Genomic DNA, 13628 nt, shown 5'->3' with positions numbered 1-13628 from the left:
GCGCAAACCGCCCGCAAATGCGCTTATAGTGGCCCCCTGTAATCGTGGCAAGTGCCAAGGAGTGGTTGTGAACCAAGTGGTGATTTATACGGACGGTGCCTGCAAGGGCAACCCTGGCCCAGGCGGCTGGGGCGCTTTGCTGAGCGCTGGCACAGCGCAGAAGGAGCTGTTCGGTGGCGAGCTGGGCACCACCAACAACCGCATGGAGCTGATGGCGGTGATCCAGGCGCTCGAAGCCCTGAAGCGCCCCTGCGATGTGCAGTTGTATCTGGACAGCCAGTACGTGCGCAAAGGCATCACCGAATGGATCACCGGCTGGAAGGCCAAGGGCTGGCGCACTGCCAGCAAGGAGCCCGTCAAGAATGTGGACCTCTGGCAGCGCCTGGATGCGCTGGTGCATGGTGGTGAACATCGCATCACCTGGCACTGGGTCAAGGGCCATGCCGGCGACCCCGGCAATGAGCGGGCTGATGCACTGGCCAACCGGGGTGTGGCGATGGCGCTGGGCCGGGGCTGAGTCCTTTTAATACGACAAGCAGGGAGAACGAGCGATGGGACGCATCATGCGCATTCTGGCCGTTGTCGGTGTGTTGGCCGCTTTGTATGTGGCCTACCGCTACGGCGTGTTCTAAGAACCTGTTCAAAGTCTCTACGCAGCCGCGTTGGAGTGCAATCGGGATGAGTTCGAAGCGATGGAACGTAGCTTGCACCGGGGTGCAAGCAAGGGCCAGCGCGCAGAACTCGCCCGATTTCACTCCAACCCGTAGGGACAGTGGCTTTGCGCTGCCCGGGAAGGGAGCGGTCTGCGTCGTTGCAAATCCTCGCAATAGCGCGGCTATTGCTGCGGTGTTGCGCGGCTGGGCGCCCCCCTCGCATCCCATCTCGCAAAGACACTGCCGCGGCGCGAGGAGACTTTGAACAGGTTCTAAGCTGGTCGTTCGACCTGTGGCCCACCACAATGCGCAAGGGGCGGGCCGGGGTGTCGCGTAACTAACGCGTAATTACTCAGACGCCGCAATGCGGCGCAGCGCATTGCTGTCGCGCACCGTCAGGCCCGAGGGCTCGATGCGGATGGAGGATTCGCGCTCCATCGATTTGAGTTCCTGGTTCACGCGCTGGCGCGAGGCGCCCAGCAGCTGGGCCAGCTCTTCCTGGGCCAGTTGCAGGCCGATGCGGGTTTCGCTGCTTTCCTTGCCGGGCACGCCGTAGCTGCGCGATAGGTGCAGCAGCTGCTTGGCCAGGCGTGCGCGCAGTGGCAGGGTGTTGAGGTCTTCCACCATGCCGTAGAGGCTGCGGATGCGGCGCGCATGCATGCGTGCCAGCGCCTGGTAGAACTCCACATGGGTCTGCAGAATGCGCTGGAAATCTGCCTTGCTGACGCAGACCAGGGTGGTCTCGCCATGGGCATAGACATCATGGGTGCGGCTGTCGTCGTCGAACAGGCCGACATCGCCAAACCAGGTGCCTGGCTCGACATAGGTCAGGGTGATCTGCTTGCCGGTGAGCGATGCCGAGCTGACGCGGGCGGAACCCCGGGCCACGGACACCCACTCTTCGGGCTCATCGCCACGGGAGAAGATCAACCCGCCATCCTTGAAGCGCTTGACATAGGCGCAGCGCAGAATGTCGTGGCGCAAAGTCGGCGAGAGGGTGCTGAACCAGCGCCCTGTGTTGATGGCTTCGCGCTCTTCGGGGGTCAGGATTGGATCGTCCATGGCATGTCGTCTCGGTGACTGGAATTATGAATTTTGTCGCTTGTGCGACGGTCATCACCGAATGTATAGCATTGCCGCCAAATTGTTAATTGTCACCCGAGCCTCTCAGGCATCCGGCAATCCAAGTTGTCCGGTTTTGCAACCTGAACAGCTGCAAAGAATGGGCCTTATATGCTCATTGGGTTTGCATATATAGCTATCAATTTGATATTTGGGTTTCCCCGGTGTGCGCGAATGACGAAGGGGTACTTCTTCAATGGTGAAGCTGGTCTTAAATGCTGGGGTATTGGGGCCAACGCTCCCAGCGCTTTCCCTCTTGTTTTCGCTGGCTTTTTCAGGCCGCCAGGCGCTTGCGCAGGCGCTGTTGCCAGACTTCGACCAGCACCACACCCAGGCCTGCGCAGCAGATCAAGGCCATGCCGGCGGCGGTCGCCGCATCGGGCAACTGGCCAAAAATCAGCCAGCCCAAGGTGGTGGCAGACACGATCTGCAGGTAGTTGAACGGCGCCAGCAAGGTGGCGCTGGTCCTGCTGTAGGCGGTGATCTGCAGCCAGTGGCCCACAAAGCCGCTGAGGCCGGTGGAGGCCAGCAGCAGCCATTGCCAGATGCTCAGATCCAGCTGCTTCCAGAAAAAGGGCAGCAGGGCGCTCAGCACCAGCGCGCCAAACAGGCCGCCATAGAGGTTGCTGGTGAGCGGGTCGTCCGCGGCCACGCGGCGCGTGCTGATCTGGAACAGCGCAAAGGTGCTGGCCGTCACCACGCCCCAGATGGCCCCTTCGGTGGACAGCTGCCCGCCCGGGCGGATGACCACCAGCATGCCGACAAAGCCCAGCACCACGCCTGCCCAGCGGTGCCAGCCCGGCCGCTCGCCCAGCAGCCAGGGCGCCAGCACCATCACCAGCAGCGGCGCCATGAAGTTCATCGCCGTGCCCTCGGCCAGCGGTACCATGCTCAGCACATGGAAGAACAGCAAGGTGGTGGCAATCATCAGCACCGAGCGCTGGATCTGGCGCGACAGCGACTGCGTGCGAAACAGGCCCATGCCGCGCTTGGGCAGCACAAACACACCCATCAGCACCACATGGCCCACATAGCGGAACCAGGCCACCATCAACACTGGCACCCCCGCCAGGACCAGCAACTTGCCGCTCGCATCGAGACTAGAGAGAATCCACAGCCCGCAGACATGCAGGACGATACCGAGTTGGCTCATGAAAAGGCAGTTTTAGCGCAGCAGAGGCGGCCGATTGTAACCACGGGTTGACCATTTTTCAGTCACCATTTGAATAGGCTGATTCAGCGGCTTGCCTTGTCATGCAGACGCAAAAAAGCAGATCGGAAGACTTTTCTTCAGATCGGCGATAAAGCCCGGGCACTGGTGGTGGGTGCCGGGCCGCAGTCGGAGGATGGGGAGTAATGCGCCCAGCCTCCTGCTGTTCAAGCGCGCAGCAATCAGGCCGCTACGGTCTGCTGCATGGGCGTGGCCACTGCGTGGGCAATCTGGGCCTCGGCCTTGCTGATGGCAGCGGCGCGGGCTTCGGGGCCCATGGCCAGGCCTTCGGCGCGGGCAAAGTGCACATCGGTGATGCCGATGAAGCCGAAGATGGTTTGCAGGTAGGTTTCCTGGTGTTCCATTGCACGGCCGCCTTCGCTGGTCGAGTAGATGCCGCCACGCGATTCCACCACGATCACCTTCTTGCCACCGGCCAGGCCTTCGGGGCCGTTGGCGGTGTAGCGGAAGGTGCGGCCGCCTTGCAGCACACGGTCGATCCAGCTGCGCAGCTGGGTGGGAATGCTGAAGTTGTAGAAAGGCGCGCCGATGACGATCACGTCGGCTTCGAGCAGCTGGCTCACCAGGGTTTCGGAGATGGCATTTTGCTCACGCTCTGCTTCGGTCTTGGCATCCTGGCCGGTACGGAAGCCCATGGCCTCGGCGCTCAGGTGGGGCGGGGTGTTGACGGCCAGGTCCAGGTATTCCACCTGGGTGTTGGGATGCACGGCGACCCAGGCCTTGACGGCTTCGGCGCTCAGTTGGCGGGAGACGGAGTTGGCGCCCAGGATGGACGAATCGATATGCAGCAGTTTCATGGTCAGTCCTTCAAACAGGTGACGGCTTTTGCTGCACCCGCAGCATTTTTGCCAATGGCTGAATTCTGACACTTTGAACGCGCCGGATTGAGGGGTGGAATTGGGTTGGATTGTTCTATTTTTAGAACTATGATGGGCAGACTTTTTTGCCGCCCTTCTGCCCGCGCAGACCGCGCCCACGCTGCCTCTGACCATGAAATACGACCTCAACGACATGTACTACTTTGCCGAAGTGGTCGAGCGCGGCGGCTTTGCTGCGGCAGGCCGCGCGCTGGGGGTGCCCAAGTCGCGCCTGTCGCGCCGCATAGCCGATCTGGAGGCGCAACTGGGCGTGCGGCTGCTGCAGCGCACGACGCGCAGGCTGTCGTTGACCGATGCCGGTGAGACCTTTTTGCGCCATGCCCAGACCGCCCGAGAGGCGGCGCAGAATGCCCAGGCCGAGATGGAGCAGACCCAGCGCGAGCCCTCGGGCACGGTGCGGGTGTCCTGCCCGGTGACCCTGGCCCAGGGCGCGGTAGGCAAGCTGCTGCCGGCGTTTTTGCGCACCTATGCCAAGGTGCGCATCGAGATGCTGGTCACCAACCGCACCATCAACCTGATCGACGAGGGCATTGATGTGGCGTTGCGGGTGCGCGCCAACCTCAATGACAGCGGCAGCCTGGTCGTCAAGCGCCTGGGCATGACGCGCCAGCGCCTGGTGGCCAGCCCCGATCTGCTGGCCGTGCACGGCGTGCCGCAAACCCCGCAGGACCTGGGTAGCAAGATCCCGACCATGTCGCTGACCAGCGCCGATGGCAACAGCACCTTGCAGCTGGTGGGCCCTGAAGGCGAGCATGTGACCATCCACCACCAGGCCCGCTATGTGGCCGATGACCTGGTGACCCTGAAATACGCGGTGCTCGACGGCATTGGCGCCTGCTGGATGCCCGCCGCCATGGTGCGCGACGAGGTCGCCAATGGCGATCTGGTCGAGCTGCTGGCGGGCTGGAGCATCCCGGAAGGCATTCTGCATGCGGCCTTTGTTTCGCGCCGCAATATGGCGCCGGCGCAGCGGGCGTTTCTGGACTTCATGGGCGAGAACCTGCCGCTGCAGCGCATCGGTCAAACCGATGGAACCTAAGGACCCTCTGCAAAACTCCCTGCCGTGGTCTGAACGCGGGCTCGGGCGATCCGCTGCGTTGTCTTCCTTGTCAATAGCTCACTATTGACTGCAAAAGACGCCTTGCGCCTCATCCCGATCCGCGTCCATCCCGCTGGGCGAGGGTTTTGCAGAGCATCCTGAGTCGACAACATCATCTATATATTATTTTTGGAAATAACAATACTAAAAAATAGTCGTTGTTGATCTAAGAGCCTGCTTTGACAATGCATGCATGTCCGGTGCCTGTCTTGTCACGATCAATCCCTCCACCCCGCCACGCCATGCGGCCATTGCGGCCGCACAGCTTAATGGCCAGCGGCCTGTGCTGCCGGGCTGGCGCGGTGAAGCCGAGACGGGTTCACCGGTCTCGGTGGTGATCGTGCCGGGCTGGCGCAACTCCGCCCCCGGCCACTGGCAAAGCCTCTGGGCCGAGCGCATTGCTGGTGCCTTGCGCGTGGAGCAAGAGGACTGGCTGCAACCCCACCGCAGTCCCTGGGTGGCGAGTGTGGAGGAGGCCATTGCGGCCGCCCCGCACCCGGTCATCCTGGTGGCGCATTCGCTGGGCTGCATTGCCAGCGTGCATGCGGTCGAGCAGTTGCGCGACAAGCAAACAGGCCTTATTGCCGGTGCCTTGTTTGTGGCGCCGGCTGATCCGGAACGCCGCGCGCTGTTTGAAGACTTCACGCCCGTGCCTGCCAACCCGCTGCCCTTTGCCAGCATTGTGGCGGCCAGCAGCAATGATCCCTATTGCCCCATCCGCATGGCCAGCGCCTATGCCAAAAGCTGGGGCAGCACCTTTGTGCGTGTGCCCTCGGCCGGCCATATCAATGTGGAATCGGGCCATGGCGAATGGCCGCTGGGCTGGGCCTTGCTGGGCGCCCTGGCGGCCTTGGCACCGGTGCAGGCGCAAGCCGCCTGATTCACTCTTTCCCGGTCTCTTTTTTCGCGTCGATTGCTGGCATGTCTGCACAGTCCGTGCAGGCGGTCTTGGCGCTGCCTGCACCTTTGCTGCGGGCAAAAAAATGCCAGCAACGAATGCTGGCCAAGGAGGGGTTCGGTTGAATCAATAGGCTTATATTGCCTTAAATTGAGCGCCTGAATGTCGGTAATTTGTATGTGTTAGTGACGTTCATCCAGCTCGCTGTTACACCCCGAGGGTCGATCAGGCTCAGAGGCGCTTCTTGGCTGCGTCTGCGGCATCCTTCAGCGCCTCTTTCACATCGCCGGCTTTCTTCTGGATTTCGCCTTCTGCTTCCAGCGCCTTGCCCTTGGCAACCTGGCTGGGGCTGTTGATGGCCTTGCCGACGCCGGCTTGTGCTTCGCCTGCGAGGTCCTTGATCTTGCCTACGACTTGGTCCTTGTTCATGGTGTCACTCCTTGCGTGCTTGGTTAAGGTGTAGCCATTGTGCGTAGCCGCAGTGCCCGGCCTTGTCAGTGCAGCCTTGTGCTTGCTGTGCGGCTTCGCCGACAGCCGCAAGGCGCCGTGCAGGAGCGACAAAATTAATTACAACTTGGGCAGGGCTTATGGCGAGTGTTTGAGCGGGCTGTGGTCCTGCAGCGCGCGCTGGTACTCGGCCATGCCTTGTGATTCGCGCGCCAGGTAGCGCTCCACCGCCTGGGCAAAGCCGGCATGGGCCAGCCAGTGGGCGCTGGGGGTGCGCACCGGCATGAGGGCGCGCGCCATCTTGTGCTCGCCCTGCGCGCCGCCTTCAAAGCACTGCAGGCCATGGCGTATGCACCATTCAATGGGCTGGTAGTAGCAGGCCTCAAAGTGCAGGCAGTCCACCCGCTCCAGCGCACCCCAGTAGCGGCCATAGGCGTGGCGCGGCCCGCTGCCTGGCGCATCGATGGCGATCAGGCTGGCGGCAATGGGGCGGCCCTCGCGCTCGGCGATAAAGAGCAACCAGTTCTCTGCCATCTCGGTACGCATCGCGGCAAAGAAGGCCGGGGTCAGGTAAGGCGCGTTGCCATGCTCCAGATAGGTGCGCTCATAGCACTGGTAGAAGAAGTCCCAATCCGCTGCGCTGATCTGGCTGCCGCAGGCATGGCGGAAGCTAACGCCGGCTGTCTGCACCTTGCGCCGCTCCTGCCGAATCTTCTTGCGCTTGTCCTGCTGCAGCTCAGCCAGAAAATCATCAAAGTCGGCATAGGGCCTGGCATCGCCGGCCTGCGCAGCATCGCGGTTGCGCCAGTGGAACTGCACGTTCTCGCGCTGCATCAGCGCAATGTCATCCGCCGCCTGCAGATCGGGCGCAGCACCAAACAGCAGGTGCAGCGACGAGATCTCCTGCTGCTCGCAAAACTGGGTGGCGGCATGCAGCAAGGGCGCGCGAAAGCGGTCATCGGCCACCAGCAGGCGGCTGCCGGGCACGGGGGTAAAGGGCACGGCGATGACCGCCTTGGGGAAGTAATCCAGGCCATGCTCGGCATAGGCCCGCGCCCAGGCAAAGTCAAACACGTACTCGCCGTAGGAATGGCTTTTGAGGTACATGGGGCAGGCGCCCACCAGCGTGTCGTCCTGCCACAGGCTCAGGTGGCAAGGTTGCCAGCCACTCTCCACAGTCGCGCTGCCGCTGTCCTCCAACGCCTGCAGATAGGCGTGGCGCATGAAGGGGGTGGGGCGCTGCTGCACGGCCAGCAGCCCATCCCAGGCGGGGCCATCGAACTCCGCCATGCTGGGCAGAATGCGCAGCTCCAGGCTGGGGCCGGGGTGGGGTGCGGGCGTGGGGTCAGCGGGCAGCGAGGTCATGGCCCGATTGTGGTCTGCCTGCCGCGCCGCTGCAGGGGGCAGGTTATGCGGCTTTGCGCTGGTGGCTGTGCACCAGGTCCATCAACGCGGCGATCTCCTCGTCGCTGCTGGACCAGGAGGTGACAAAGCGCACCACCACCTCGCCCGCCTGCAGCTGGGTGCCGGCCGGCACGCTGGTGGCGTACCAGTCGGAGCAGCGCACGCCCTGGGCGCGCAGCTGCTCATAGAGCGCAATGCGCATTAGCACAAACACTTCATTGGCCTGCGTGGGCCAGCTCAGGCGCACGCCGGGCGTGGCGACCAGCGCGGCCGACAGCTTGGCCGCCATCGCATTGGCATGGCGGGCCAGCTCCATCCAGTGGCCGCCCTCCAGCCAGGCGCAGAACTGCGCGCCGATGGTGCGGCTCTTGGACACCAGCTGGCCGCTGCGCTTGATGCGCAGCGAGAAGTTCTGGGCCAGTGCCTGGTCGAAGAACACCACCGCCTCGGCCATCAACGCGCCGTTCTTGGAGGCGCCCAGGCTCAGCACATCGACACCGGCGCGCCAGGTAATATCACCGGGGTGGCATTGCAGCGCGGCGATGGCATTGGCCAGGCGCGCGCCATCCATATGCAGGCGCAGGCCCAGCGCATGCGCCTGGGCGGCCAGTGCGGCAATCTCTTGCGGCTGGTAGACCAGGCCGTTCTCGGTCACCTGGGAGATGCTCAGACCGCTGATCACCATGTTGTGGGGCGCGTCATGGGGGGTGCGTTCCACAAAGGCGGCCAGGTCGTCGGCGCTGATCTTGCCGTTGCCCGTGGCCATCGGCAGCAGGCTGGCGCCGCCGGTGAAGAGCGCCGGGGCGCTGTTCTCATCGACCGCGATATGGGCCATGTTGTGGCAGACCACGGCGTTCCAGGGTTGGGCGATGGTGGACAGCGCCAGGCAGTTGGCCGCCGTGCCGGTGGTGACGAAGAACACTTTCACCGGGGTGCCAAAGGCCTCGCCCAGCATCTGCTCGGCGCGCTGGCTCCATTCGTCGTTGCCGTAGGCGGACTGGATGCCGCTGGCGGCCTCCACCAGGGTTTGCAGGATGCGGGGGGAGACGCCGGCTTGGTTGTCGCTGCCAAAGTTCATGGGACGCTGCGGGTAGTGGTGCAAAAGCCTGATTCTGCCTGCAAACCGCCCGCGCCCGCTGTCCCGGATTGGCGGGATTTGCGCGCCGCTGCGCAGGCCTGAGGCTTTGTAGGCTAGACTCTTTGGCTGCACCGGGCGCGGGCCCCGCCCACTCTCTTTGTGGCCCTGGTGCGCCGCCCCCTTGCCATCGAGTCATCCATGTCCAATTTTTCCATCGCAAGCGCCCAGCTGAACTTTGTTGTGGGTGATATGCCGGGCAATGCCCGCAAGATCATTGATGCTGCGGCCCAGGCGGCTGCCCAGGGCGTGCAGCTATTGCTGACCCCCGAGCTGGGCATTTGCGGCTATGCCGCCGAAGACCTGTTCCAGCGCCCCTCGTTCCTGGCGGCCTGCGATGCGGCGGTGGCCCAGGTGGTGCAGGCCAGCACGCAGTGGCCGGAGCTGACCGTCGTGCTGGGCCACCCGCAGGCGGCGCAGCATGCTGCCCATGGCCGCTGCTACAACGCCGCCAGTGTGGTGCGCGCCGGCCAGGTGCTGGACTGCTACCGCAAGCAGCTGCTGCCCAACTACCGTGAATTTGACGAGACCCGCTACTTTGTTGAAGGCTCGCAGACCTGCGTGTTCGAGGTGGCGGGCAGCCGCATTGGCCTGCTGATCTGTGAAGACGCCTGGGCCAGCCAGCCCGCGCGTGCGGCCAAGGCAGCGGGCGCGCAGCTGCTGGCTGTCATCAATGCCTCGCCGTTCCAGATGGACAAGCCCGGCCACCGCGAGGCCTTGCTGGCCGAGCGCACGCGCGAAACCGGTTTGCCGCTGGTCTATGCCCACCTGGTGGGTGGGCAGGATGAGCTGGTGTTCGATGGCCACTCCTTTGCGCTGAATGCCGATGGCCAGGTAGCAGCCCGCGCGCCGGGTTTTGACGAACATCTGCTGTCGCTGCAGGTCGAGGCCACAGCCACAGGCCTGCAGTTGTCTGGCCCCATCGCCGCGCCTGGTGATACCAACCAGCAGCTGTGGCAGGCCTTGGTGGTGGCGGTGCGCGATTACCTGGGCAAGACCGGTTTTCCCGGTGCGGTGCTGGGCCTGTCCGGCGGCATCGATTCGGCCCTGGTGCTGGCGATTGCGGTCGATGCGCTGGGGGCCGACAAGGTGCGCACGGTGATGATGCCGTCGCCCTATACGGCCGACATCAGCTGGATCGATGCGCGCGAGATGGCCGAGCGCCTGTCGGTGGCTTATGAAGAGATCTCGATTGCGCCGCAGTTCGAGGCCTTCAAGGCCGCACTGGCGCATGATTTTGCCGACCGTGCCGAAGACACGACCGAGGAAAACCTGCAGGCCCGTATCCGTGGCACCTTGCTGATGGCCTTGTCGAACAAGTTTGGCTCCATCGTGCTGACCACCGGCAACAAGAGCGAGATGGCCACCGGCTACTGCACCTTGTACGGCGACATGGCCGGCGGCTTTGCGGTGCTGCGCGATGTGCCCAAGACCCGCGTGTTTGAGCTGGCGCGCTGGCGCAATGCCCGTGACCCCTATGGCACCGGCCGCAACCCGATCCCCGAGCGCATCATCACCCGCCCGCCCAGCGCCGAGCTGCGCCCGGACCAGAAGGACCAGGACAGCCTGCCGCCCTATGAAGTGCTGGATGCCATCATCGAGCGCTACATGGAGCAGGACGCCGACATCGACAGCATTGTGGCTGCCGGCTACCCCTGCGCCGATGTGGAGCGGGTAGTGCGCCTGATCCGCATCAACGAATACAAGCGCCGCCAGGCCGCCGTGGGCCCGCGCCTGTCGGCCCGGGGTTTTGGCCGCGACTGGCGCTACCCCATCACCAATGGTTTCCGGGGCTGAGCGGCCAGGCCGCTCCCCACGCCTTGCCTATGCCTTTGATGCGCTGTGCCTGCCCACCCCTCGCGCCTGACGCGGGGCGGCTGGGGGCTGCGCGTTTTCTGAGCTTTGTGCGTGCACGCATCGCGCGCCAGGTGGCCACGCGCCAGTCGGGCTTCTCGCGGCTCAATCCGCCATAGCGCAGCGCGCCTTCCTCGCTTTTGTTGATCGCGGCATTGCGCAGCCTGCCTGCGCCGCCGCCATTCCTGCGTCTTTTTTTGGAGCTGTACCCGGTATTGCCGGGTGCGGGCTTTGCCATGTCCCCTTTTCTGCATTATTTCCGCGCCCAGTGGGCGCCGAGCGTGCCGCGCGAGCTGATGGCCGGCGCGGTCGCCACCTTTGCGCTGATCCCCGAGGTCATCGCCTTTTCCTTTGTCGCCGGTGTGGACCCCTCGGTGGGCTTGTTCGCCTCCTTTGTCATCAGCATCGTGATTGCTTTTGTGGGTGGGCGGCCGGCCATGGTGTCGGCCGCTGCGGGCTCGGTGGCCCTGGTGGCTGCGCCGCTGGTGCAGGCCCATGGCGTGCAGTACCTGTTTGCCGCCGGCTTGCTGGCGGGCGCCATGCAGATGCTGTTTGGCTGGCTGCGCCTGGGGGTGCTGCTGCGCTTTGTCTCCGGCTCGGTGCGCACCGGCTTTGTCAATGCGCTGGCCATTCTTATTTTTGCGGCCCAGTTGCCACATCTGGTGGGCGCCAATGGCGCCACCTGGGCCATGCTGGCGCTGGGCCTGGTGGTCATCTACGGCCTGCCGCGCATCAGTACGGCCGTCCCGTCGCCGCTGATCTGCATCCTGGTGTTGACGGGCGTGGCCCATGCGCTGGACCTGCCCCTGAAGACCGTGGCCGACCTGGGCCTGCTGCCCGATACCTTGCCCAGTTGGGCGCTGCCCGATGTGCCGTTCTCTCTGCAGACCCTGCAGCTGATTGCGCTGCCGGCGCTAGCCATTGCGATGGTGGGCCTGCTCGAATCCTTGATGACGGCCAGCGTGGTCGATGAGCAGACCGACACCCCCAGCGCCAAGAACCGCGAATGCAGCGGCCTGGGCCTGGCCAATGTGGCGGCCAGCTGCTTTGGCGGCATTGCGGGCTGCGGCATGATCGGCCAGAGCGTGAGCAATGTGCGCTATGGCGGGCGCGGGCGCTTGTCCACTTTGTTTGCCGGCGCCTTTCTGCTGGGCTTGATGGTGCTGCTCAAGCCCTGGGTGGCCCAGGTGCCGGTGGTGGCGCTGGTGGCGATCATGGTCATGGTGTCGGCCTCGACCCTGGACTGGGGATCGGCCCGCGCGCTGCTCAAACATCCCAAGCTGTCGAGCCTGGTGATGCTGGCCACCGTGGTGGTCACCATCGCCACGCACAACCTCGCTGCCGGTGTGGCCGTGGGTGTGCTGCTCAGCGGGGTGTTCTTCATGTTCAAGGTGTCGACGCTGCTGCAGATGCAGCGCAGCGGCGATGCCGAGCTGCTCTATGCCGTGCGCGGCCAGGTGTTTTTTGCCTCGGCAGATCTGCTGGTGGATGCCTTTGATGTGCGCGAGATCGAGGGCCGGCCGGTGCGCATCGACATGGCCCAGGCGCATCTTTGGGACATCACGGCGGTGCAGGCGCTCGCCAAGGTCTGCGCGCGGCTGCGCAAGCATGGCAGTGCGGTGCAGGTAACGGGGCTCAATGCCCAAAGCCAGGCGCTGGCGGCCCGGCTGGACCTGCGTCTGGATGGCATCTAGCTACGGGCCAATGCTGCCGTTGGCTGGAGATTTGGCCCCGGAGGTGCCGAAGGCGGAATCTTGACGCACAATAGCCCCAGTTGCTGCGCGCATCGCCTGCGCAGCGTGTATATGCCCATCCCAGGAGAGCTTTATGAAAATGATTACCGCCGTTATCAAACCTTTCAAGATGGACGAGGTGCGTGAAGCTCTGGCGGATGTGGGCGTGACCGGTCTGACCGTCAGCGAAGTCAAGGGTTTTGGCCGCCAGAAGGGCCACACCGAGCTCTACCGTGGCGCGGAATATGTCGTGGACTTTCTGCCCAAGGTGAAGATCGAAGTCGCCGTGAAGGACGAGGACGTGGACCGCTGCGTGGACGCCATCGTCAACGCGGCCCGCACCGGCAAGATCGGCGACGGCAAGATTTTCGTCACCGAGATCGAGCGCGTGATCCGTATCCGTACCGGTGATCTGGACGAAGCAGCCGTCTGATCCAGACCGCAGCTGCATCCGCAAAAGCGCCTTGGCAAGCCAGGCGCTTTTTTCATGCCTGCTGCCGGTTGCTGGGCAGCGGGTTCAGGGCTTGATGGTGGTGTGCGAGCAGATCCACAGCACCTGCGCATCCTCATCGCCGCCCGAGATGCAGGCATGGCCCATGACGCTGTCGAAATAGCAGGAGTCGCCCGCAGCCAGCTCCAGCGGCGCATAGCTGTCGGTGTGCACGACCACGGTGCCGCGCATCACATAGAGCATTTCTTCGCCATCGTGGCTCAGCAACTGGGGAAAGGCGCTGCGCTCATGGGCCTTGATGGTGGTGAGCAGCGGAATAAAGCGCTTGTCGGCCAGGTCGGCATGCAGCAGCTCATAGACATATTGCGGCGTGCGGTGCACCAGGCCATCGCCCTGGCGGGTGATGCTGCGCCGCGCGCGCAGGCCGGGTTGCTGCAGCGGGCTGAACAGCTCGCCCACATCCACATCCAGCCCGCGCGCGAGCGCCGCGATCTTTTCATAGGTGGGCGAGAGCTGGCCGTGCTCGATCTTGGACAGGGCAGAAGCCGAGATGCCGCAGCGCTGGCTCAGCTGCTGCAGGGTCAGATCGGCGTTGCGCCGCAGCAGGCGCAGCTTGGTGGCCAGCACATCGGTGGTGGCATCGGCGCCGGCGTTGTGGTGGGGCAGGGGGGCGTGGGGCATGGCAGGCTCTTGTGGTGCTCGCCAGTGTAGGGGGCGCTGCGC

Annotated in this window: 14 protein-coding genes; 6 read left to right on the top strand and 8 right to left on the bottom strand. The window is 64.2% G+C overall.

Features of this window, described 5'->3' with window-relative positions:
• The first annotated feature begins 67 nt into the window (after positions 1-67).
• Complete coding sequence (rnhA, locus tag EDF71_RS21320; protein ID WP_027010474.1) at positions 68-517, top strand: ribonuclease HI; 450 nt, start codon at positions 68-70, stop codon at positions 515-517.
• 484 nt (positions 518-1001) lie between these two features.
• Here rnhA and EDF71_RS21315 read toward each other — a convergent pair whose 3' ends face one another.
• The 3 genes from EDF71_RS21315 to EDF71_RS21305 all read right to left on the bottom strand — a co-directional run bounded on the left by EDF71_RS21315 (position 1002) and on the right by EDF71_RS21305 (position 3803).
• Complete coding sequence (locus EDF71_RS21315) at positions 1002-1715, bottom strand: Crp/Fnr family transcriptional regulator (protein WP_021025131.1); 714 nt, start codon at positions 1713-1715, stop codon at positions 1002-1004.
• A gap of 334 nt (positions 1716-2049) precedes the next feature.
• A complete protein-coding gene (locus EDF71_RS21310) occupies positions 2050-2928 on the bottom strand; it encodes a DMT family transporter (protein WP_133858546.1) in 879 nt (292 codons plus the stop codon).
• A 239-nt stretch (positions 2929-3167) separates the two neighbouring features.
• Positions 3168-3803 (bottom strand): NAD(P)H-dependent oxidoreductase, encoded by a 636-nt coding sequence (locus EDF71_RS21305; RefSeq protein WP_133858545.1) that lies wholly within the window; start codon positions 3801-3803, stop codon positions 3168-3170.
• 193 nt (positions 3804-3996) lie between these two features.
• On the opposite strand from EDF71_RS21305, the gene EDF71_RS21300 reads away from it, so the two are divergent.
• Positions 3997-4923: a LysR family transcriptional regulator gene (locus tag EDF71_RS21300; protein WP_133858544.1), complete on the top strand. Its 927-nt coding sequence runs from the start codon at positions 3997-3999 to the stop codon at positions 4921-4923.
• Positions 4924-5176: 253 nt separating this feature from the next.
• A complete protein-coding gene (locus EDF71_RS21295) occupies positions 5177-5863 on the top strand; it encodes an alpha/beta hydrolase (RefSeq protein ID WP_133858543.1) in 687 nt (228 codons plus the stop codon).
• Between the two features lie 249 nt (positions 5864-6112).
• On the opposite strand, the gene EDF71_RS21290 is transcribed toward EDF71_RS21295, so the two are convergent.
• The 3 genes from EDF71_RS21290 to EDF71_RS21280 all read right to left on the bottom strand — a co-directional run bounded on the left by EDF71_RS21290 (position 6113) and on the right by EDF71_RS21280 (position 8810).
• The gene (locus EDF71_RS21290) at positions 6113-6310 is read right to left on the bottom strand and encodes a CsbD family protein (protein WP_133858542.1); all 198 of its coding nucleotides are present in this window, start codon (positions 6308-6310) and stop codon (positions 6113-6115) included.
• A 156-nt stretch (positions 6311-6466) separates the two neighbouring features.
• On the bottom strand, positions 6467-7693 hold the full coding sequence (locus EDF71_RS21285) for a GNAT family N-acetyltransferase (protein ID WP_133858541.1): 1227 nt from the start codon (positions 7691-7693) through the stop codon (positions 6467-6469).
• A gap of 43 nt (positions 7694-7736) precedes the next feature.
• Entirely contained in the window at positions 7737-8810 is a 1074-nt protein-coding gene (locus tag EDF71_RS21280; protein ID WP_133858540.1) for a beta-eliminating lyase-related protein, read from the bottom strand.
• A 198-nt stretch (positions 8811-9008) separates the two neighbouring features.
• Here EDF71_RS21280 and EDF71_RS21275 point away from each other — a divergent pair, with 198 nt between their 5' ends.
• Positions 9009-10664: an NAD+ synthase gene (locus tag EDF71_RS21275; RefSeq protein WP_133858539.1), complete on the top strand. Its 1656-nt coding sequence runs from the start codon at positions 9009-9011 to the stop codon at positions 10662-10664.
• Here EDF71_RS21275 and EDF71_RS21270 read toward each other — a convergent pair.
• On the bottom strand, positions 10642-10959 hold the full coding sequence (locus tag EDF71_RS21270; protein ID WP_133858538.1) for a hypothetical protein: 318 nt from the start codon (positions 10957-10959) through the stop codon (positions 10642-10644). The two genes, EDF71_RS21275 and EDF71_RS21270, sit on opposite strands and share 23 nt — an antisense overlap.
• Between EDF71_RS21270 and EDF71_RS21265 the strand changes: the two genes are divergently transcribed.
• Together EDF71_RS21265 and glnK are read left to right on the top strand one after the other, a co-directional pair.
• Positions 10958-12415: a SulP family inorganic anion transporter gene (locus tag EDF71_RS21265; RefSeq protein WP_133858537.1), complete on the top strand. Its 1458-nt coding sequence runs from the start codon at positions 10958-10960 to the stop codon at positions 12413-12415. The two genes, EDF71_RS21270 and EDF71_RS21265, sit on opposite strands and share 2 nt — an antisense overlap.
• A 133-nt stretch (positions 12416-12548) precedes the next feature.
• On the top strand, positions 12549-12887 hold the full coding sequence (gene glnK, locus EDF71_RS21260; protein ID WP_116925027.1) for a P-II family nitrogen regulator: 339 nt from the start codon (positions 12549-12551) through the stop codon (positions 12885-12887).
• Between the two features lie 84 nt (positions 12888-12971).
• Here glnK and EDF71_RS21255 read toward each other — a convergent pair whose 3' ends face one another.
• The gene (locus tag EDF71_RS21255) at positions 12972-13586 is read right to left on the bottom strand and encodes an XRE family transcriptional regulator (RefSeq protein ID WP_133858536.1); all 615 of its coding nucleotides are present in this window, start codon (positions 13584-13586) and stop codon (positions 12972-12974) included.
• Positions 13587-13628: the final 42 nt, after the last annotated feature.

Origin of the sequence: Comamonas sp. JUb58 (genome assembly GCF_004364775.1) — a bacterium.
In the GTDB taxonomy this organism is placed as follows: Bacteria; Pseudomonadota; Gammaproteobacteria; order Burkholderiales; family Burkholderiaceae_C; genus Comamonas.
Note: the sequence above shows the minus strand (reverse complement) of the source record. Positions and strands in the feature narration are given on the sequence as shown.